At 63.9% G+C, this 21,205-nt stretch carries 18 protein-coding genes and 1 tRNA gene; 7 read left to right on the plus strand and 12 right to left on the minus strand.

Annotated elements, in window-relative coordinates; all coding sequences use genetic code 11:
• Positions 1-174: 174 nt before the first annotated feature.
• From ACRQFC_RS05505 to ACRQFC_RS05520, 4 genes are all read right to left on the minus strand, one after another.
• A complete protein-coding gene (locus ACRQFC_RS05505) occupies positions 175-1,650 on the minus strand; it encodes an NCS2 family permease (protein WP_284883245.1) in 1,476 nt (491 codons plus the stop codon).
• Positions 1,651-1,961: 311 nt separating this feature from the next.
• On the minus strand, positions 1,962-3,353 hold the full coding sequence (gene manA / locus ACRQFC_RS05510; RefSeq protein ID WP_284883247.1) for a mannose-6-phosphate isomerase, class I: 1,392 nt from the start codon (positions 3,351-3,353) through the stop codon (positions 1,962-1,964).
• A 16-nt stretch (positions 3,354-3,369) separates the two neighbouring features.
• Positions 3,370-4,203, minus strand: coding sequence for a DUF3027 domain-containing protein (locus ACRQFC_RS05515; RefSeq protein WP_284883248.1), 834 nt, complete (start codon positions 4,201-4,203; stop codon positions 3,370-3,372).
• Positions 4,196-4,573 (minus strand): cold-shock protein, encoded by a 378-nt coding sequence (locus ACRQFC_RS05520; RefSeq protein WP_026428428.1) that lies wholly within the window; start codon positions 4,571-4,573, stop codon positions 4,196-4,198. The genes ACRQFC_RS05515 and ACRQFC_RS05520 overlap by 8 nt, the downstream gene beginning before the upstream one ends.
• Positions 4,574-4,787: 214 nt before the next feature.
• Between ACRQFC_RS05520 and ACRQFC_RS05525 the strand changes: the two genes are divergently transcribed.
• The 4 genes from ACRQFC_RS05525 (at position 4,788) to ACRQFC_RS05540 (ending at position 10,141) form a co-directional block, all read left to right on the plus strand.
• Positions 4,788-6,746 (plus strand): TPM domain-containing protein, encoded by a 1,959-nt coding sequence (locus ACRQFC_RS05525; protein WP_284883249.1) that lies wholly within the window; start codon positions 4,788-4,790, stop codon positions 6,744-6,746.
• 100 nt (positions 6,747-6,846) lie between these two features.
• Entirely contained in the window at positions 6,847-7,602 is a 756-nt protein-coding gene (locus ACRQFC_RS05530) for a PspA/IM30 family protein (RefSeq protein ID WP_035276494.1), read from the plus strand.
• A 220-nt stretch (positions 7,603-7,822) separates the two neighbouring features.
• Positions 7,823-8,566, plus strand: coding sequence for a response regulator transcription factor (locus ACRQFC_RS05535; RefSeq protein ID WP_026428430.1), 744 nt, complete (start codon positions 7,823-7,825; stop codon positions 8,564-8,566).
• A gap of 9 nt (positions 8,567-8,575) precedes the next feature.
• Entirely contained in the window at positions 8,576-10,141 is a 1,566-nt protein-coding gene (locus ACRQFC_RS05540; protein ID WP_284883250.1) for a sensor histidine kinase, read from the plus strand.
• 5 nt (positions 10,142-10,146) lie between these two features.
• On the opposite strand, the gene ACRQFC_RS05545 is transcribed toward ACRQFC_RS05540, so the two are convergent.
• On the minus strand, positions 10,147-10,899 hold the full coding sequence (locus tag ACRQFC_RS05545; protein WP_284883251.1) for a lysophospholipid acyltransferase family protein: 753 nt from the start codon (positions 10,897-10,899) through the stop codon (positions 10,147-10,149).
• Positions 10,896-11,711, minus strand: coding sequence for an SDR family NAD(P)-dependent oxidoreductase (locus ACRQFC_RS05550; protein ID WP_284896875.1), 816 nt, complete (start codon positions 11,709-11,711; stop codon positions 10,896-10,898). The genes ACRQFC_RS05545 and ACRQFC_RS05550 overlap by 4 nt, the downstream gene beginning before the upstream one ends.
• 200 nt (positions 11,712-11,911) lie before the next feature.
• Between ACRQFC_RS05550 and ACRQFC_RS05555 the strand changes: the two genes are divergently transcribed.
• A complete protein-coding gene (locus ACRQFC_RS05555) occupies positions 11,912-13,414 on the plus strand; it encodes an HD domain-containing protein (RefSeq protein ID WP_284883253.1) in 1,503 nt (500 codons plus the stop codon).
• 196 nt (positions 13,415-13,610) lie between these two features.
• On the opposite strand, the gene groL is transcribed toward ACRQFC_RS05555, so the two are convergent.
• The 3 genes from groL to ACRQFC_RS05570 form a co-directional block, all read right to left on the minus strand.
• Positions 13,611-15,233 (minus strand): chaperonin GroEL, encoded by a 1,623-nt coding sequence (groL, locus tag ACRQFC_RS05560; protein WP_016443292.1) that lies wholly within the window; start codon positions 15,231-15,233, stop codon positions 13,611-13,613.
• 321 nt (positions 15,234-15,554) lie between these two features.
• Positions 15,555-16,181: a LytR C-terminal domain-containing protein gene (locus ACRQFC_RS05565; RefSeq protein ID WP_284883255.1), complete on the minus strand. Its 627-nt coding sequence runs from the start codon at positions 16,179-16,181 to the stop codon at positions 15,555-15,557.
• Between the two features lie 138 nt (positions 16,182-16,319).
• Entirely contained in the window at positions 16,320-16,655 is a 336-nt protein-coding gene (locus ACRQFC_RS05570) for a DUF3263 domain-containing protein (protein WP_284883719.1), read from the minus strand.
• A 1-nt stretch (position 16,656) separates the two neighbouring features.
• On the opposite strand from ACRQFC_RS05570, the gene ACRQFC_RS05575 reads away from it, so the two are divergent.
• Together ACRQFC_RS05575 and ACRQFC_RS05580 are read left to right on the plus strand one after the other, a co-directional pair.
• A complete protein-coding gene (locus ACRQFC_RS05575; RefSeq protein WP_087070355.1) occupies positions 16,657-17,325 on the plus strand; it encodes a uracil-DNA glycosylase in 669 nt (222 codons plus the stop codon).
• A 135-nt stretch (positions 17,326-17,460) separates the two neighbouring features.
• Positions 17,461-18,963 carry a hypothetical protein gene (locus tag ACRQFC_RS05580; protein ID WP_284896876.1) on the plus strand — a complete coding sequence of 501 codons (1,503 nt, stop codon included), beginning with the start codon at positions 17,461-17,463 and terminating at the stop codon, positions 18,961-18,963.
• A gap of 12 nt (positions 18,964-18,975) precedes the next feature.
• Here ACRQFC_RS05580 and ACRQFC_RS05585 read toward each other — a convergent pair whose 3' ends face one another.
• The 3 genes from ACRQFC_RS05585 to ACRQFC_RS05595 form a co-directional block, all read right to left on the minus strand.
• Complete coding sequence (locus tag ACRQFC_RS05585) at positions 18,976-19,695, minus strand: hypothetical protein (protein ID WP_284896877.1); 720 nt, start codon at positions 19,693-19,695, stop codon at positions 18,976-18,978.
• Between the two features lie 217 nt (positions 19,696-19,912).
• A tRNA-Thr gene (locus tag ACRQFC_RS05590) sits at positions 19,913-19,985 on the minus strand.
• Positions 19,986-20,156: 171 nt separating this feature from the next.
• A complete protein-coding gene (locus tag ACRQFC_RS05595; protein ID WP_284896878.1) occupies positions 20,157-21,056 on the minus strand; it encodes a DsbA family protein in 900 nt (299 codons plus the stop codon).
• Positions 21,057-21,205 lie beyond the last annotated feature (149 nt).

The following is a 21,205-nucleotide window of genomic DNA, read 5'->3' on the forward strand; positions in this document are numbered from 1 at the left end:
TATAGCGGCCGACGGGCGCGGCGGGCTCGTAGCTGCGCTATCTGCGGTGAGTTTATCACGCACGGCCAGGCAAAGCTCGCCTTTGTCTCACCGGCGAAAATAGTACGACGACGCACGGCGGGGCCGCCCCGGGGAGGGGCGGGCCCGCCGTGATTGAGCTGGCAGCCGAAGTGCTTAGCCGAGCAGGAGTTTCTGAATCGGGTCAAGCAGGAAGTAGATCACGAAGGCAACGAGCGTGCCCCACATGAGCGGGTGAACCTTGCGGGCCTTGCCGGCCGCCACCGCCATAATGACGTAGGCGATGAAGCCCACCCCGATGCCTACCGTAATGGAGTAGGAGAAGGGCATGAGGGCAACGGTGAGGAAGGCCGGGATCCCCACGCTCAGGTCGTCCCAGTCGATCTCGGTGACCTGCTGCATCATGAGGAAGCCCACCGCGACCAGCGCGGGAGCGGCCGCTTCGGAAGGAACCAGGGTCACGAGGGGTGCGAAGAAAATAGAGAGCAGGAAGAGGGCGCCGGTGGTCACCGATGCGAGGCCGGTGCGCGCACCGTCAGCTACGCCCGTCGTCGACTCAACAAACGAGGTGTTCGAGGATACGCCACCCATACCGCCGGCCAGCGCCGCGAGGGAATCGAGGAGCAGGATGCGGGAGGTGTGGTAGGGCATGCCATCTTCGTCGAGCAGGTCACCTTCGGAAGCGACCGCGACCATGGTGCCCATGGTGTCGAAGAAATCGGCGAGCATAACGGAGAAGGCCAGCACCACCACGGAAATAACGCCGAGCTTCTGGAAGGGCCCCACCACGGAGAAGCATCCGAGGGTGGAGAAGTCCGGGATTTGCACCGGGGAGCCGTTGAGGGCGGGCGCCCCGCCGTTCCAACCGGTCACGTCACCACCGGCCACGCTTCCGGGCTTGGCAATAACATTGACGATCACGGCCGCGACGGTCGAGGACACGATGCCGATGAGGAGCGCGCCGGGCACCCCGCGCAGCAGGCAGATCGCGGTGAGGAAGAGGCCGAATACAAAGACGGCCAGCGGCCAGGAAGCGATGGAGCCGTTGATCCCGAAGGACATGATGGTGCCTTCGCCGGGGCGGATGAGGCCGGCGTTGACCAGCCCGACCAGCGTGATGAAGAGCCCCAGGCCCACAGAAATGGCGGTGCGCAGGAACTTCGGCACCGCCCGGAAAATGGCTTCACGCAGGCCCGTCACCACGAGCAGCGTGATGACGATACCTTCAATAACGATAATTCCCATACCGTCAGCCCAGGTCATGCCGGGCATCTGCACGATGACTACGCCGACGATGGTATTGAGGCCCAGCCCGGCCGCCATTGCGAGCGGGAAATTGGCGATGACGCCGGTGAGCAGCGTCATAAGGCCGGCCACGATGGCGGTGCCGGCCGCGATGGCCGGGAGGTTCGGGCCGTCGGTGCCGCCGCCCAGGTAGGCGCCGGTGGAATCCGGACCCGACAGGATAATGGGGTTAAGAACCAGAATGTAGGCCATGGCCACGAAGGTGACCAGCCCGCCGCGCAATTCGCGGGCCACGGTGGTCCCGCGTTCGCGCAGCCGGAAAAAATCCCGCTTCGGCTCGGAGGTTGTGCTGTGGTTCGTCTCGACGTGCGTGGAAGTTACGCTCACGAAGATCTCCTCGGTAGTCGTGCGGTCCGTTATGCGCTGGCGAGCGCGTGATCCGCAAGATTGACGGGCGGTCCTGACCGCCACCGGCACCCATTCTTGAACTGCGGTCACCACCCACGCAAGGAGCGTCTCATTATTTGGACGCTTTTTCGCCCTTTTTGTCTCACATTTTGAGACGCGCGCGGGGTGTGGTGGAGAAATGGCGCGGTGGCGCGGTTTTCCGCCCCTTCACCTCCCGCGTGAGTCCGGCCACGCAGACTCCGTACCAGACCTCGCCGCGATGCGAATACCAGCGCGCCCGGCCCGGGTTGTTACGGAACAGATGCGACGACGACGTCGCCAAACCCGCGGACCGCTAATTCTCCATCACAGTGCGGCACGAAAACCGCCTGCCCGGAGTTGAGCGGTTCACGCCGGCCCCCGGCGAAGACTTCCACCGCGCCTTCCAGGCAGACCACGGTGCGCGGACCGCGCGAGCGCAGCTTTTCAATGGTGGTGGCATCGCGCAGGTGAACCACCGAGAGTTCAAAATCGTCCACCGGAACATAGAAAGTGGAGACCGCTTCGCTCATATGCTCGGGGGCGATGCGGATGGGCGGGACTGCGGCGTCGTCCATAATCCGCAGCAATTCGGCCACGTCCACGTGTTTCGGGGTGAGGCCGGCGCGCAGCACGTTATCGGAGGCCGCCATGATTTCCACCGCGGTTCCGGACAGGTAAGCGTGGACCGTCCCGGCGGGGATAAAGAGGGCTTCTCCGGGGCGTAAGGTCACCGGATTCATGAGGAGGGAGGCCACCACTCCCGGGTCGCCGGGATAGTGCTGGGCCAGGGTTTCCACAATGCGGTCCGCGCGCGGGGAGGGCGAGGCGCCGCGCTCCAGGCGGGCGGCGCAGGCGGCTACCACCTGCTGAATTTGTTCAGGTGCCGGGCGGGTGCCCGCGGACAGGAGATCGGCAAAGACCGCTCCTACCCCCCGTTCTTCCACGAGGGCGGCGAGCCGGTTCGTGAGGGGCAGGCCGAGGCCGCCGAGTACTTCGGCGATGCGCCGCGGGGTGCGCAGCCCGCAGATCGCCTCGAAAGGCGTGAGGGCGTAGGCCAGTTCCGGTTTGTGATTGCGATCCCGGTAGGAGCGGTGGGGTGCGGTGCGGGAAATTCCGGCGGCTTCTTCCCGCTCGAAGCCGGCGCGGGCCTGCTCGAGGGAGGGGTGAACCTGGAGGGAGAGCGGCTGGTGCGGGGCAATAAGTTTGAGCAAATACGGTAATTCGCCCCCGTGCCGGCGGGCCACATCCGCGCCGAGCATCTCCTCGGGAGCCCGGGTAATCAGATCACGCAGGCTCGGCCCGCCGGGCGCTACCAGGGTGGCGGATTCTTCTGGGCGCTCTGGGGTGCGCGGGCCTCGCGCCGGGCCGGCCCGGCGCCGCGAACGCCGCCGCCCGCGTACCCCGCGCAGCGCGGCGCGCCCGGGCTCGTTCGCCTCCGATTCGCGCCCGATCCGGTGTTCCCCGGTCGGTGCGGACGGGTAGAGCTGGGCCAGGTCGAAAAGCGGGGCATCCTGGGCAGCGATCACCTGAGCGGAATCATCAGGGTGTGCGCCGAGCCAGATTTCCGCCACCCGGGTTTCCGCCGGCGCATAGCCGAAGAGCGCGGGAAGCGCGCTCGTGCCGCCCCACGCATAGTCCCTGGCTCGCCCCTGAATCCGCATCACCGCTGCTCCCGCTTTAGCTCAGGGCGCCGGTGGCCTGGTAGCGCCGCCCGCGCGATCCGCGCACCACGGTGCGCTCGCGCCCGCGGCGAATGACCGGAGCCACGCCATTGGCCGGGGCCGCAGTTGGGGCCGCAGCTGTGGCCTCAGCCCGGGCGGGTTCTTTGGTGTCCGGTGCTGCTGCCGGGGAGGCAGCGTCCGTTTCTACCGCGCCAGTTTCGCTTTCCACGCCCGCGATCTTGCGCCGCACCCGGCGCCGCCGCCCGCTGCGCTCGGCCCGCTCGGCCTTCTCCGCGGCGGCCGCCCGCGCCGATTCCTTACGTTCCTTTTCCGAGGCAGCCCGCGCCTGCGCTTTTTCCGTTTCCAGCTTGGCCAGCCGTTCGCTCCACGGCACCCAGCGCGGAGCCAGCAAAGCACCCGCCCCGGGCAGCATCTCAATCTCATTAAAGGTCACAGCGCGAGCCCGGCTCGCCCGGCTCACCGTAATACTCCAGTACCAGCCGTGATACCCCGGATGGGTACAGGTAAAGAGGTAGGACACCACCCGGGTATCCTCCGCGAGGAATCCCGCGTACTCCCCCACGAAACGTTCGGCCACGGCCTCGATCAGGGTTGCCCGCGCTTCGTCAACCGCCGCGGCAATCACCCGATCTTCGGGCAGGCCGGGCTGCGGCTCCACCCGCTTATCATCCGGGGTCACCGCCACGTTTTCATCAACGCGATCCTCCGGGCGCGCCACATCCGCACCCTCATCCGCATGACCTTCTACCCGCACCTCGGGGAAGTGCAATTCCGGGGCTTCAGCCCCCGCACCCCCCGCGCATTCTTCTTTTTCTTCATTCTTAGGCATCAAAATCATCGGCAACCGCGCGCAAGGCGCGCGCGATCTGCCCTCCCCCTTCCGGGTAGCGGCCGCGCCGAAGCTGGGTGGAGGCCCCGTCCAGAAGCCGAATGAGATCTTCCACGATCACCACCGTTTCTTCCGGGGAACGCCTATTCTTCCGCGCGAGCGATTCAAGTTTGGTTATCGGTTCGACATTGAGTGCTTGCGGGCCGCGGCGCGTATCGGCAAGCCCGAAGGACACCCGCTGACCCTTGCGCGGCGTGAGCCCTTCCGGGAGGGCCGAGGAGGGCAGGAAGACCTGCGCACCGTCCTCATCGCTGACAATAAAGCCGAAGCCCTTAGCGGCGTCGAAAAACTTAACCTTTCCGGTTGGCACAACACTCTCATTTCTAGCAAAAACGCTTCGCACACGGTCGGGCGAAGCACCAGCGTCATTCTACCAGCGCCCCCGCGGGAACAGGCAACGCTACCGGCTGAACGCCCCCGGCCCCTTTTCCCATCCCGCTCCCAGAATGCTGTGGTTAAATTGTGCTGTCCACCACGTAAGGGGCAGGCCCGGTGCCGCACCGGGCGCACGGAAGGTTGAAGTTATGGGGATCGTACGCCGGATAGCTGGAACACTCGCGCTCGCGGGCGCGCTGCTTTTCTCCGGCCCGCTGGCCGCCGCGGAAGAACCCCTCTCCAGCGTTGATCCGGTCACCGATCAGGCCCAGGTTCTCTCCGCCAGCGAAGAAGAGCAGCTACGCACCTCCCTCAATCGCCTCCAAGATGAGACGGATTACGCGGTGCGTTTCGTTTTTGTTAATAGGTTCGACGGCGCAGGCGCCGACCAGTGGCCCATCGAAACATTCAACCGGGCCGGGCTGTCCAGCGATGCCACCCTCATCGCGGTAGCCGTGGATAGCCGCCAGCTGGGCTACGCCTACGGCCGCGCGAGTTTTTCCGCTTCCGATCTGGATAAGGCTTTTACCGCGGAGGTGCGCAACGCCTACCGGGAGGGCCGCTGGCTGGAAGGTTCCCTCGCCTACACCCGGGAGCTGGCGCAGGGCGAAAAAACGGATTGGGCCAGTTTGGCGCTCGGGGGCGGCGCCGTCGTCGTTATTATCGGGGCCATTGTGTTCGTGCGCGCGCGGAAACGCAAGCAGGCGGAACATAAAACTCGTGAAGATCTGGCCGCTCTCGGCAAACGTGCCGCCGCGGCGCTTTTAGCGACGGACGACGGCGTTCGCAGTGCCGCCGCGGAACTCAATTTCGCGCGGGCGCAATTCGGGGTGAATTCGGTGCGCGGATTTGACCAGGCATTGGCGCAGGCACAGCAGTATCTCCAGGAAGCTTTCAACCAGCGTCAGCTTTTGGATGACGATATTCCGGATACCCCGGAGCAGGTGCACGCCTATAACACCGCGATTCTGGAGCTCACAGAAAAGGCGCAGCGGGCTATTACCGAACAGGAAGAAGAATTCGCGCGGCTGCGGGATTTGGCGGCCAATGTGGAAGAGGCCGCGGCGCGAGTGCGCGAGGGCGCGGCGGATATTCGCGCCAATCTTCCCAACGCCACCCGGCAATTGGATTCCTTGGCGGCCACCTACGGGGAGGATGCGGTGGCGAGTTTCCGCACCTACCCGGCGGATATTGAAGCTTTGCTGGCCGGGGCGGATGATGCGCTCGGGCAGGTCGATCAGCTGCTCGGCACGGGTGAACGCAACCAGGCCGTGCCTTTTGTGCGCATCGCCGAACAAGCCCTGGATGAGGCCGCGGAACGCTACCGCGCTATTTCCAACGTCCAAGAATCTGTCAATCGGGCTTTTGCCCAGCTAGGTGAACATATCTCCTCGATTTCCGCGGATATCGCGGATGCCCACCGCATCGGCGGCGGGAATGCCCAGGTGGGGGCCGCGCGGGATCGGGCGGCGGCGCTGGTGGAGAAATATCGCGGGGAGCGGGTGGATCCGCTCGCCGGAATCCGCGAGCTCACCGAGGCGGAAAATGCGCTGGACGCGGCTCTTGCCCCGGCTCGGGATGCGGAGGAAAACTACCGGCGCCAGGTGGCCGGGCTGGAGCGGGATCGCCAGCGGGCCCAGGCGGCGGTGCAGCGGGCGGAGGCGATGGTCTCGCAGAACCGCTGGAGCACCGGGAATGAGGCGCGCGCCCCGCTGGAGGCGGCTCGCACCGCGCTCCAAGCCGGGGATACCAGCGATGACCTAGCCAAGCGCCGCGATTATTACGCGCGGGCTGAATCCTATGCCCAGCGCGCCACAGATGCGGTGCAGGAGGCGATGTCCGCCCGCGCTGCGGGAGGTTTCGGCGGAAACGGCGGCAACGGCGGCGGGGACGTGGGCAGCCTGCTACTCGGCATGTTCCTCGGCTCGCTGACCAGCGGCGGATCCCGCCACAATTCCGGCTGGGGTTCGGGCTGGGGTTCCGGTTTTGGCGGCGAACGCTCCAGCGGATTCGGCGGGGGCTTCGGCGGTTTCGGAGGCGGCTCCGGCGGGGGCTTCGGCGGATTTGGCGGCGGGGGCGCCGCGGGAGGAGGGAGCCGTTCGTTCTAACACCGGTGGCCGCGTGCGTCCGTTGATCGCGCCCCGCCCGGATACTATCTATCCAGTACATCACCCCATTCCTACTCGATAACACAGAGAAAGGCTGATCATGGCTGAAAAACAAACAATCCTCGGACGCATTACCCAGCTCGCGAAGGCGAATATTAACGCGCTCCTTGACCGCGCGGAAGACCCGCAGAAAATGCTCGACCAGATGGTGCGCGATTACAAGAATTCCATCGCGGAAGCCGAAGATGCCGTGGCGCTGACCGTGGGCAATCTGCGCCTGGCGCAATCCGATTACAACGAGGACGTCAAGGCCGCGCGCGACTGGGGCCAGAAGGCCATCGCCTCCTCCCGCCGCGCCGATGAGATGCGCGCCAAGGGCGATGAAGCGGGTGCGAACCACTGGGATGACCTGGCAAAAGTGGCGCTGAGCAAGCAGATCCAGTACGAGCGCGAAGCCAAGGATGCCGAACCCATGCTCGCCTCCCAGGAAAAGGTGGTGGAGCAGCTCAAGTCCGGGCTCACCCAGATGAAGGAAAAGCTCACCGAGCTCAAGAATAAGCGTGACACCCTGGTGGCGCGCCAGAAGTCCGCCGAGGCGCAAAGCCAGGTGCAGGATGCCATCTCCTCGATCAACGTGCTTGATCCCACCAGCGAGCTGGCCCGTTTCGAAGACCGGGTCCGCCGCCAGGAAGCCCTGGCGCAGGGCAAGGCCGAAGTTGCCTCCCTGAGCTTGGCCGATCAATTCGCCGAATTGGAGGATCATTCCGACGACGCAGAAATCGAAGCGCGCCTAGCTGCCCTCAAGAGTGGCCAAGAACCCGCGCAACTCGAGGGCCGGGATTTCTCCAGCTACTAAAGCGCAAGGCTCGCCGACGCGGAGAAATCTCCCGCACCGGGCACGGGCGCGAGCCCGATGCACCTATGTGCCCCGAACTCCGCGTGGCTTCCCGGGCCGGGGTGGCGGTGCCACCCCGGCCCGCGGCGTCGTCGTTCCACCTCTACCGCTCCCACCGCTTTGCTTTCGCTTCCCGCAAACTTTCAGGAAGCTTCCAGATACCTCGAGTTTCCTTAACGTCATGACGCCTACCGAGCACACTCCCGAAGCGGCCATCCTCGTTGTTGATGATGAGCCCTCGATTCGTGAACTTCTTTCCGTTTCTCTCCGGTTCGCCGGATTCGATGTGTACACCGCCGCCGATGGCGCGGAAGCCCTCGCTCACCAGCAAAATCAGCATCTGGACCTGGCCGTCCTCGATATTATGATGCCGGGCATGGATGGCTTTGAGGTACTGCGCCGCCTGCGCGAACGTGATCACGATCTGCCCGTGCTGTTCCTCACCGCCCGCGATGATGTGAAAGACAAGGTCCAGGGCTTGACAGTGGGCGGGGATGATTACATCACCAAGCCGTTCTCCCTGGAGGAAGTGGTGGCTCGGATCCGCGCGGTGCTGCGGCGCACCAGCCCTGAGGAAACCGAATCGGCGGTACTGCGCTACGCGGACCTGGAAATGAACGAAGATTCCTATGAGGTCACCCGCGCCGGCCGGCCGGTGGAACTCTCCCCCACCGAATTCAAGCTGCTGCGCTACCTTATTATTAATGCCGAGCGGGTGGTTTCTAAATCTCAGATCCTCGACCATGTATGGGATTACAACTGGCAGGGCGAGATCTCCATCGTGGAATCCTATATTTCCTATTTGCGGCGCAAAATTGATTCCCCGGAAGCGCTGGGGATTACCGACCCGGAGGAGGCACGCAATCTTGTGCCGCTCATCCACACTCGCCGTGGCATCGGCTACGTTCTGCGTGCTTCCAAATAGCATTCGGTTATGACCCAACGTCACGATCCGTTCCCTGCGGAAAGCGCTCACACCCGCCGCGACGGAATTTTCCGGCGCGCGCTGCGGCCGGCCCGCACCCTGGCCGGCCGCCTCATTATTGCCTTCGTTATTCTGGTGGGCACCGCGGCAACCTTTTTGGGTTTCGCTTCGGTCACCCTCCTCAAGCAATACCTGGTCTCCACAATCGACCAGGATTTGACCACGAATGCGCGTTCGGTGGAACGAATGTTCCTCCAGGAAATGCCCGGCGCCAGCCAGTCCTCCCTCAACCTTTCCGATTTCTTCGTGCGGGTCAATTGGGGTATTGCCGGGCAGCGAGACGTGACCACCTACGAGCTCCCTAACCCGGGGGCCGTGGAAGAATTCGGTTACCCGCGCGAACTTGAGCGTATTGCCAGCTTGGGTTCCGAAGAGCCCGTGACGGTTCCTTCCACCCTGTACGGCTCGGATTGGCGGGTGCTCGTGCACCCCATTAGCCCGACGTCCACCGGCGGCCTCATTACCGGGAATATTATTATTGCCCAGCCGCTCGGCCCTATCGAATTTACAATTGCGCGGCTGCGTCTTATTTTCGTGCTCGCCGGGCTCGCGACCGTGCTGGCCGCCGGGCTTGCCGTTACCGGCCTGGTGTCACGTACCTTGCGATCCCTGCGTGATATCGAGGCGGCCACGCATACCATCGCGGAAGGGCACCTGGCCGAACGCGTCCCGCACGGTGAGGACGACGACGAAGTTGGGATGCTCGCTAACTCTATTAACGTTATGCTCGCCCAAATCGAGCATGCCTTCGCGGAAAAAGAGCGCTCGGAAGCAAAAATGCGGCGCTTCGTTTCGGACGCCTCCCACGAATTACGCACCCCGCTGGCCACCGTGCGCGGGTATTCCGAGCTGTACCGCCTGGGCGGGGTTCCCCCCGAGCGGGTCCCCGAGGCAATGGAACGGGTGGAATCGGAAGCCAACCGGATGGCCGGGCTGGTGGAGGATCTGCTCCAACTGGCCCGCTTGGACGAAAACCGGCCCCTTAATCTTGATTGCGTCAATCTGGCCAAACTGGCCGATAACGCCATCCTTGATTTCCGGGTGCGAGCCCCGCAGCGCACCGCCACGGTGGTCGCTTTGGATGGGAGCACCCCGCCGCCCGAGGTGGTGGAGGTGCACGGGGATGCGGATCGTATCACCCAGGTGATCGCCAATTTGCTGTCGAATGTGCTCGCGCACGCCCCGGAAGCCAGCCCAGTGGAAGTGGCGGTGGGCATCGCGGAGGGCCAGCCCACTATCGAAGTGCGCGATCACGGCCCGGGTATTTCCGAGGCGGATTCCCAGCGCATTTTTGAGCGGTTCTACCGCCCGGACTATTCACGTTCGCGCGAATCGGGGGGCTCCGGGCTGGGCCTTGCCATTGTTGCCGCCATTATGGCCGCGCATCACGGCACCGCCCGGGCGCTCACCACCCCCGGTGGCGGGCTCACGGTGCAGCTCACCTTCCCCGCACCGAGCGAACCGTGCCAGAGCCCCGATGCGCTCGCGCCCGCGAAACCGGGCGGGAAGGAATAGGCGGGCTACTCAGCTGCCGGCGGATCAAAGGGGCTGGCTCCTTCCGGGGTGAGCGGATGCGCGCTCTTCTGCTCGAGCATCATCTCAATAGCGGTGAATACCCGGCCCATAAAATCAGCCGGGTCTTCCTCCGGCAGCCCGTACATGGGCCGGCCAATAAACAAAAACACTTCGCCGCGGAACTTCGGGAGCACCGCCCCCACCGGCATGACCTCGTGCCCGCCAGACATGGCGATAGGAACAATAGGAACATTGAAACGCTGCGCGAGGGCCGCGGCGCCCGCCTTGGGGGTGCCGAGCTTCCCGGTACGCGAGCGGGTCCCTTCCGGGAAAATCAGAATCGGAACACCCGCGGCCAGCAGGCGGCCCGTCATCCCCTTGGCGCGCCCGGGCTGATATTCGGAGCCGGCTTTCCCGGTGGGTTTTTTACCACGCTCAATGGGATAGGTATTAAAGAACAGCGAAGTGAGATTAGAAATGCCACGGCGGCGATAAAAATAATCCGCGGCCGCGCCGGTTGCTAAGCGCTCAGTGAGTTTATCGGGAAGCAGCGAGAAAATCATCGGGGCATCCAGGTGCGAAGAATGATTTGGCACCAGGATAAACGCGCCGTCCAAGTTCTCAATATTTTCTTCCCCCAGCACGGTAGGTCGAAGAATCGTGGACATGACCGGTTTCGTCAGGGCGCGGCGCACCCGATGCCGGCGGCGGGCCTTGGACTCATCCAGATACGGATCAATCGGTTCGAGCTCGCTCACCCGCGGTCCGCCTTTCGCCCACTGCCATTAATTTTCCTTGCCACCCAGTTTACCGCGCAGCGCGGGCCTTTCTCCGCCAGGAAACCAATGATCTTGTAGCGCACGGTCGGCGTGCAGCGGACTTTTCCGCGCGCGGCCGCGGCGAGTGCGGCCCGCGCCACCGTATCGGGCTCCAGCCATAGCACATCGGGAACCCCGGAGCGTTTCCCGCCCGAGTTGCGGTGGAAATCCGAACGTACCCAGCCGGGTAGCACCGCGGTAACCGTCACCCCGCTGCCGTGCAGCTCCACCGCCAGCGATTCGGACCAGACCCGCACAAAAGATTTGAGGGCCGCGTAAGCACCCATGGGAACGAAGCTCTGCACCGAGGCAATATTAATGAGGGCGCCCTTCCCCCGCGCGGCCATCGCCGCGGTGGCCGCCGCACCGATCCGCACCGGCGCGCCCGCCATGAGGGCAGCCGCCGCGTCAATCCGGTCCATATCCCCGTCCACGAGGCTCTCATACAGGCCAGCCCCGGCATTATTGATAACCACATCAACGGCATTGTCACGCAGATAATCGCATAGGCGTGCGACGTCGTTCCCCACGCCCAGATCGCAACACATCGTTTCGCATTCCACGCCCCGCGCCCGGAATTTTTCAGCCACGGCGCCTAGGCGTTGCGCCCCGCGCGCCACCAGGACCAGCGCGTATCCGCGGGCGGCGAGCTGGCGGGCGAAGGCGAGCCCAATGCCGGAACTTCCCCCGGTCACCAGTGCCCGGGGCCGGCCAGCTGCGTGCGAGGCGGAAAAGGCTGCGTCAGATATCACGTCTCTACGTTAGTGCACCGGCCGCGCCCGTGCACCCCGCCGGCCCGGTTATCGCGTTCAGCTGGGCGAAAAGTGGCAGGCCCGGGGAACTCTCCGCCCGCGTCCACGCGCCGCGCCGCACTCCCCCGGGGCGGGCGCGCCCCGCACAAAGACCCACATGTTCCCCACCCGGGCCTGGGCATGATTAGAATCAGTTGCGTTTGAGTGCGGAGGGCGACGTGCGTCGTCGTCCCCTGGCGAAAAGTTCGCCGCGGGTGCGCACCACGGTGGGAGGAAATATGTCCGTTCCTTCGTGGCTGCCGGTTTCTTTCGAGAAGGCAGTGACGGGGCTGGGGGCGACCGCGTCCAGCGCGGAGATTCAGGAGACGTGTACCTCGGTGCTGGCGCGCTGGTCGGAACCGGATCGTATCTTCCACGATATTCACCACCTCACGGCCATGCTCGCCAATGTGGAAAAACTCATTAACGAAACGCATCACCCGGATACCGTGCGGCTTGCGGCCTGGTACCACGGCGTGGTTTTTTCGACGTCGCGCTACCGCGTCTACACGAAACGCGGCGGTGAAGATGAACTGCTTTCGGCGCGCACGGCTGAAAATGAGCTGACGAACCTCGGCATCGCGCCGGAAACCGCGCGCCGGGTGGCCGAGCTGATTTGGGGGATGAAGGCGCCGGCGCTCACCGCAATGCCGGTGATGGGGCGTGCCCCGGCCACCAGCCTGGGGACCGCCGAACAGGATATTGACATTATGGTGCTGCGTGATGCACACCTGGCGATTTTGGCTTCGTCCCCGCAGAGCTACCGGCGCTATACCCAGGCGATTCGCGAAGAATACCCGCATATTCCCGACGAGAGTTTCTGGCGCGGGCGCGAGAAAATCGTTGCGAAGCTGCTCGAGCGCAAGCATTTGTTTTATACGCCCGAGGGGCAAAAATGGGAGGACGCGGCGCGTCAGAATTTGCAGGCGGAGGCCGCGAAATTGCGCAAGCGCCTGGCCGAGCCGGAGCCGGGTACGGGCGGGCCGCGCGCCGCGGATACGGCGCACGCTGCGGACAGGCCGCGGCCTGCGGATACGGTGCCCCCGATGGATGCGTCCGGGACTGCTGAAGGCGCGCGAACAGTAGATGCCGCGCGAACCGTGGACGTGACACGCCCGGCAAACGTAACGCGCCCGGGGGACGCGAATGTAGGTACGACGACGCTCACCGGGCTCGCCACTCCCTCCGCACCAACCGCGCCGGCCGGGGCGGATGCCTATCGCGATGCCCGCACCGAAACTTCTACTTTGGAAGCGGTGGAGGCACGGATTCCGGAAGAGGATGCCGGCGAGGTGACGCGGGTGCTGCCCACCGGGCCGGCCGCCGAGCCGAGCGAGCAGCAGCTGAGCGCAGAACAGCTTCGCAAGCGCCAGCGTGAAGAGGTCTCCCAGGCCACCCTCAATAAGATTAATGCGCGCCGGCGGGCGGCGGAGAAGGAACGCGATGAGGCCATCGCGCTGGCGGAGAATATTGATTCCCCGCTCGCGGATCGTGCCCAGGCGGAAGTGTGGAAGGAAAAGGAACGCGAAAGCACGCCTCGGCGTACCCCGCGCTATACGGAGAGCATCCCGCCGCTGATCGAAGACGATCCGGAAGGCGATATTGTGGCCCGGCCCGCCGATCCCTCCCCCACGCACGGCATCGAGCGCGAACCGGATATGTAGCCGCGGCCGTGGCGGTCAAGTGCAGCAGACCCGGCGCACCACGCCGAAGCGGCACACCGCGGCCGTCCTCGTATGCCCGGCCGGATACCACAAAGGTGGCGCGCCCTCCTCTCGGAAAGCGCGCCACCCGACAACTACCAGATCACGCTGGCAGCACTATTACTTCTTGGCGTCAGCTACAGCTGAACCTAGCGGTTTAGTACATGCCGCCCATGCCGCCGTCACCCTGCGCGGCCGGAGCCGGCGGTTCGGGCTTGTCCGCCACCACGGCTTCGGTGGTGAGGAACAGGCCGGCAATGGAGGCCGCGTTCTGCAGCGCCGAGCGGGTCACCTTGACCGGATCCATAACGCCCGCCTCCATGAGGTTGACGTATTCGCCGGTAGCCGCGTTGAGGCCCTCGCCCTTGGGGAGGTTGCGGACCTTCTCGGCCACCACGCCGCCCTCGAGGCCGGCATTGCTGGCGATCTGCTTGAGCGGAGCTTCGATAGCGTAACGCACGATAGCCGCGCCGGTCGCTTCGTCGCCCTCGAGCTTGAGGTCGGCGAAAGCTTCCTTACCGGCCTGGATAAGGGCCACGCCACCACCGGCGACGGTGCCTTCTTCCACGGCCGCCTTGGCGTTGCGCACGGCGTCCTCGATGCGGTGCTTGCGTTCCTTGAGTTCAACCTCGGTAGCCGCACCGGCCTTGATGATCGCCACGCCACCGGCGAGCTTGGCCAGGCGCTCCTGGAGCTTCTCGGTGTCGTATTCGGAGGTGGAGTTTTCGATCTGGGTGCGGATCTGGGAAACGCGCCCGTCGATCTGCTCCTGGTCGCCAGCGCCGTCCACGATGGTGGTGTTTTCCTTGGTGACAACCACCTTGCGGGCGCGGCCGAGGAGCGTGAGGTCGGTGTTCTCCAGCTTGAGACCAACGGACTCGGAGATCACCTGGCCGCCGGTGAGGATGGCCATATCCTGAAGCATTTCCTTGCGGCGATCACCGAAGCCCGGGGCCTTGACGGCCACGGAGCGGAAGGTGCCGCGGATCTTGTTGACCACGAGGGTGGCCAGCGCTTCGGATTCCACATCCTCGGCAATGATGAGGAGCGGGCGATCAGCCTGCATCACCTTTTCGAGAACCGGGAGGAGTTCCTTCTGGTTGGAGATCTTCGAATCCACGAAGAGGATGAAGGGATCTTCCAGAACCGCTTCCTGGCGCTCGGCATCGGTCACGAAGTAGGGGGAGAGGTAGCCCTTATCGAAGGACATACCTTCGGTGAGCTCGAGCTCCAGCTCCAGGCCGGAGGACTCTTCCACGGTGATGACGCCTTCCTTGCCAGCCTTATCCATGGCTTCGGCAATGACCTCACCAATTTCCTGGTCACCGGCCGAGATGGCGGCGGTGGAGGCGATTTCTTCGCGGGTATCGACTTCCTTCGCGTCCGCGAGGAGGCGTTCGGTCACGGCCTTGACCGCGGTATCGATACCCTTCTTCAGCGCGATGGGGTTGGCGCCAGCGGCCACATTGCGCAGGCCTTCCTGCACGAGAGCCTGGGCGAGAACCGTCGCGGTGGTGGTGCCGTCACCGGCGATGTCGTCCGTCTTCTTGGCGACTTCCTTGACGAGCTCAGCACCGATGCGCTCGTAGGGATCTTCCAGCTCAATTTCCTTGGCGATGGACACACCGTCATTCGTGATGGTGGGGGCGCCCCACTTCTTATCAAGAACGACGTTACGGCCCTTGGGTCCCAGCGTCACCTTGACGGTGTCCGCGAGGAGATTGAGGCCGCGCTCCATGGAGCGGCGTGCTTCCTCATCAAAAGCAATGGTCTTTGCCATGCGATATTCCTCCAGAATCACTGTGGCCGGTGCCCGCGACGGACGACCTCCCGCGCGAAGCCTTTCTTCGCTCACGGTCAGCCTCACCAACCAGTTGGACTTATCACTCACATACTCGGAGTGCTAACAGAGATTCTGGCACTCTCACGGCGTGAGTGCAAGCTGTGGTTCAGGTACGACGACGCAGCAGCCACCCGCCAGAAAAGCGCGATACGCCCGCGATTCCGCGCGCCCAACCCCGGATAACCGCCCCGGAAACTTGAGCGGGAAGCACTCAAGTTTTAGCGGCTGGCGAAGCCGGGAATCTTCACGCGAGGTCCTTTAGTCGCGGGTATCCCCCGCCAGCACGACGACGATGCTATCCCCGCTCGCGCTGGCGTTTTCAACGAAATCGGTGATTCCCAGTTCGGCACCGATGGCTTCCACGGTGGGCAGATCGGCGGCCGCCGGATAGAAAATCTGGGAGTGAGCCGGTGCCGCGTGCTGGTAGTTACCGATGGAGGTGGTAGTGAAGCCAGCGTCGGTGAGTTGGCGCTGATGGGCGGCGGCATATCCGGAAATCCCAGAGGCGTTGAGGATGAGGGTGGAACGGCTGTGATCCACTTCAGCGGCCGGGGTGGGGGAAGCCGAAGGCGATGCTTCTTCCGCGGGCGCCGGCGCCTCCGAAGCAGGGGCCGGGCCGCCTTCCGTGCCCGCACCTTCGGCTCCGGCTTCGGGCGCCGTAGCCGAGGACTGGGCCGGTGCGCTCACGCTCGGCTTGTGCGAGGGTGGCGCTACTGAAATCTGGTTCATTTTGACAATGCCGTACCCGAGCGCCGGGGCGAGAATGAGGATAGCGATGAGCGCGATCCACCACTTTGCCGAGGATTCGCGCTTGCGGTGAGCGCCGCGGGTTGTGCGCTGGCGCGCCGCGATATCAAATTCGTCTACTGGGTACTTTCCTGCCACACCGTTAGCCTAGCTGTTTTCTGCCGCGCAATCAGCGGTGACGCGGCACGCGGTCGCCACAAATGACGCGCCGCCCGCGCCGCCCGCGCCGCCCGCGCAGCGCGCATCACTTGTCTGGGTCACCACCTGCAGCGCGCGTCACTCACCGCGCCCGCCGCGTTCCTTATCGCGCAGGTCCCGCAGCCGGGTGATGGCTCGCACCACATCCGGGTACTCCACTTCGGCGCGCGGGTTATTGAGAATGCCGGAAAGAATGAGGTAGTAGCGGGTGGGAGTCATGCCGAGCGCCCGGATCGCTTCGGTTTTCGTGCGGTACCTGGCCCGCCACCGCATCTCCGTGGTGAGGACGCGCAGCTCGTCGTCGTGCAAGGCAGGGCCGGCACTACGCAAGAAATCCTCCCACGAAGCTTCCCCACTACCCTCACTCGAAGGGGCGCTCGCAAAAGGAGGTTCCTCACTCCGGTACTCTGACACTATGCAGCCTCTTTCCGAGATCATCAGCCCCGATTGGGCGCGGGCTCTTGCCCCTGTTGAACCTATCATTCATGAGATGGGTACGTTCTTACGCGAAGAGAACGCGGCCGGGCGCGGCTATCTTCCCGCGGGCAAAAATGTGCTGCGCGCTTTTACCTATCCCCTGGATTCCGTGAAGGTGCTCATTGTGGGCCAGGACCCCTACCCCACCCCCGGAAATGCGGTGGGGCTCTCCTTTAGCGTGGCGCCGAATGTGGCGCCGCCGCGCTCGCTCGTCAATATTTTTCGGGAATTACACGACGACGTTGGCGCCCCGCTCCCCAGCAGCGGTGACCTCACGCCGTGGTGCGAACAGGGCGTGATGCTGCTCAACAGGGTGCTGACCGTGACCCCGAATAACGCTAATTCACACCGGGGGCGCGGCTGGGAAAAAGTTACCGATCATGCGATTCGCACCCTCGCGGCGCGCGGGAAACCGCTGGTGGCGATTTTATGGGGCCGTAACGCTCAGGAGCTGCGCCCGCTGCTGGGAAACACCCCGGTGATTGCCAGCCCGCACCCGTCGCCGCTTTCCGCTTCGCGCGGTTTCTTCGGTTCCAAGCCTTTTTCGCGCGCCAATGCACTGCTGGCCGAGCAGGGCGCCAGCCCGGTGGATTGGCGGTTACCCTAAATATCTGTGCATATTCATTTACTACGGCGTAACATGGGGTGTAGTGTGGGATTCCCGCCCGCATATCACGCCGTTTCTCAATGTAGTTTCACAGCTGAAGCTGGATAGAGAATTATTTTCCACGGGGGGGTACCCATGGCCATTCACGCACACACCTTCGGGCGGTTCGCCCTTGCCACCGCCCTGGCCGGCGCCGGCATTTTCCTTCCCGCCACCGCCACAGCCGGCGGTCCCGATCCTGACCGGACGCTCATGCGCAATGTCATGACCGCTACAGGAGGCGGAGTGAACTGCCGCGGCGGGGATACCTGCGTGGAGAAGGTGGGCGACGTCGCCCATGTGAGTTACACGGTTCAGGTAGCTCGCCTGGTGGAATCCTCGGACCATATCCAGACTGCGCAGGGCGCGGCGGTTTTCGTTCCGACCGTACTGGAGAACGTAAAAATGACGCTCACCAGCGTTCCGGACTACCCCGCTCTTGAGGCCCTCCAGGCGCAGCCTGATTTCGATTGGGAGAGCCGCTGGACGGTTCCCACCAAGCCCGTCAATCAGGAGCTCCGTATCTGGGATGTGGGCCGCGACAGCAACGGGGATGCGGTTTTCGATCCCGAGCTCTATCCCGATATGGCTCCCGAGGATTTCCCCTGGTACTCACACGTCACACCGGATTTCGAGGATCCTAATCTTGGTGTGCGGCGTATAAAAGCCGACTTGGCCGTTGCCACAAATCCGCCGTCGTACCTCGCCTACGGCGGCGAGGTAGCGAATATGGACCTCTATGACGAATACTCTTTCGGAATAGGCAGCCCGGGCGTCTACACGCTCCGCGTGGAAGGCGATGTGGCGGTGCAATCGGAGGTGACCGTGCTGCCGATCCGCGCCATAAATAAGCTGTGGAAATGCTCGCAGGAAGGCGGCGGGCCCGGTTCGTATATGGCGGGCTGCCAGAGCCTGCAGGAATTTGAGTGGGGCCGCATGGGCGATCTGCCCGCGTATTCGCTCAGCGAGCCCGCGGTGAATGCGGCTGCACGCGAGCGGGTCACGGATGCCGGTTTGACCGGCTCGCCGCAGTGCGTGGTGACGCGGGAAACCGGGCGCAGCGATCTTATCGGGAAAGATATTGAGGGCTCCCTGGGCGCGGGCGATTGGTATACCTACCTCTACGCGCTCCACGCCAATCCCGCGGTTACCTACACCATCAGCGGGGTTGGCGAGGACGGCTGCGATCAAGCCGCCGCGGTCATCACGCTGTGCGAGCAACCGGAGCCGTCGCCGGAACCTACGCCGGAACTGGAACCTACGCCGGAACCGGAGCCTTCTGAATCGCCGGAGCCGGAACCGTCCACGTCACCGGAACCTTCCGAATCGCCGGTGCCGGAGCCCGGCGACCGGAACGTGCCCAGCCCGACGCCGTCCACGCCTGCGCCGCCGGCACCTACACCTACCGTGCCGGCTACTATCAGCACTCCCACAGTTCCGAGCACTCCGAATGCCCCCAGCACACCGCCCTCGGTGCCCACGCCGCGCCCAAGGCCACTACAGCGCACCGGCGCGAACTCCGCTACCGGCCTGGCGCTCACGGCGCTGTTGGGCGGGGCCGGAGTAGCGCTCGCGGCTTGGCGCCGCTTCCGGAGCTAAAACCGGGTTTTCTCAGTATCCGTTTTGAGTAGGAGGCGGTGGAACCGGGTTCGGAGTAACGAATCGCCCTACCGCTAATGCGTTGAGCTCCTGCAATTCGGCAGGGTGGGAATCATAGTAATTTTGATGGTTCCGATACGCTTCGGCCGCCAGCCGATTACGCATATCCTGCCATGCTTCTGGCCACCTCGGATCATGGGGCTCGATTTTCCCAACCGTGAAGCGCCGGATCCGCATCTCCTCCAGGATCCGCAGGTAGGCCAGGGTGTAATCGAAAACGTTAATGGCGATTCCAATGGTGTTCTTTTTCTTGGCGAAGAACTTACTCTTCTCGCCGGCGTAAAGCCCAAAAGAAACTCCGGTATAAACGATCCGCGTTATATCAGCGAAGTAGACCTCTCGATAAGGAAACGGAGGGAACCTGTACCAGGTCTTTTCATTATCCACACCCAGCCGCCGTTTGTACCCCATCCACAGGAACCAAGAACAAAAAATCATCATGCCGGAGCAGCAAATGATTCCGAGGGTGGCATCATCGGGACGGCTTTCCTCATCCGCGGTTGCCAACGCAATTATAGTCACTGCCATTACGATTTCGCCTGTCCACCCAAACGTAAGGCCTATCTTTTTGTGCGAGAACACCCGCGGCTCGCGCGGATACTTGCTCATTTTCCGCAAAGCCCGTTGGAACGAGGGCGCAGCAGCAACCAAAGCGCCTACCGGAAAGGACATGAAAAACCTCCATAACCAGGAGCCACTGCGGCTACCGCGTCTCAGTCAAATGATCGATTGGACGTGGCTACCGATGCCACGCACCATCCACCACTAACGGTACGATGCGAAGCTCGTCCAGTGCTACCGTGTTTTGCCACCTACTATTCGCACGCCGCTACGTCACACAAACAGCTACTTCACGCGGGTGGTGTTTCTGAAATATGTATTACATCGGAGCCCCCGGCAGGACTCGAACCTGTGACCTGCTGTTTACAAGACAGCTGCTCTACCAACTGAGCTACGGAGGCAATTCTTGCCCGGCACACCCGCCGAGCAAGGAACCAGAGTTTATCATGCCAGAATCCCCCCTCTGGAACAAATAGGGATCCCGGGAGCTGAGCACCCAGCGGGGCGGCGCGAAGCGACCGCCCCGCTGCGGCGTCGTCGTACCGAAAGGGCACGCGGCGCCGAGGCCAGCTTTACTTGAGGGCGTCGAGCGCGGCGCTGAGCTTGCCGTCGGTCCAGTCCGCCACCTGCTTGCCGTTGAGGAGCACGGTGGGGGTGCCGGTGAAGCCGTCGGCGCTGAACTGCTGGAGCGACTGGCCCAGCAGCTCGGAGTACATGGCGGGCTTGCCGTCCCCAACGGCGATATCCGCGATCATTTGCTCGGCTTCGGCATCGGTGAGGCCGGCCTTCTTACCGAGTTCGGCCAACTGCGCGGTCTGCGGAACCGGCACCTTTTCCTTCGCTTCGAAGAGCGGGGCCGTCATAGCGAAAATTTCGTTATGGTAGGCCGCGAAAACATCGGGGCGATGCTCGGCCACCCACAGTGCCGAAGCAGAAGCCGTGTGGGAGAATTCGTACTGGGATTCCACCACGAGCGGGTGGTAGACCAGCGTGATTTCACCGTTCTTCGCGCGCTGGGTGAGCTCCTCCGCGTAGGAGGTTTCCAGGCGGTTGCACCACACGCACAGGTAGTCGAAGTAAATATCAACAACCGGCTTGCCTTCGTTCACGGTGCCGGCCGCCAGCGAGCTGCCCACGCTCACCCCCACATCCGGGGTCACGTTTTTCGGCAGCTGCGCGGTGACCTTCGGGGCGGAGCGTTCGGCCAGCGCGGTGGCCGGCGCGCTCGGGTACGCGGCCGCGGAACTTTCCTGCGTGGCCGGGGCGCCCGCATCATCCTTCTTATTCGAGAGGATGAACCACACGGCCGCCGCGATGAGCGCCACCACCACAACAGCCGCCACAACCGCGAGCGCGCGATTGCGCCGCGCCCGCTTCTTTTCCTGTTCCTGGAGCCGGGCCGCCGCCGCGCGCGCGGTTTCACGCCGCTGCGCCGCGGAGCTTTGCCGGTTATTCTTCTGAGTCTGTGCCATTCACTTTTCCTCGGTTACGACGACGCGCCTGCGGCCAGCCGGCCACTGCGCCTTTCACCCTGACTTTAACATGTCAATTATCGCCGCTTTCCCTGGGAAAAGTGAGGGCCGGCCGGGTGACATTGCCCGCGCGGGCGGTTTGGCGGCGG

This window comes from Actinotignum inguinis (genome assembly GCF_051265835.1).
GTDB classification, from domain to species: domain Bacteria; phylum Actinomycetota; class Actinomycetes; order Actinomycetales; family Actinomycetaceae; genus Actinotignum; species Actinotignum timonense.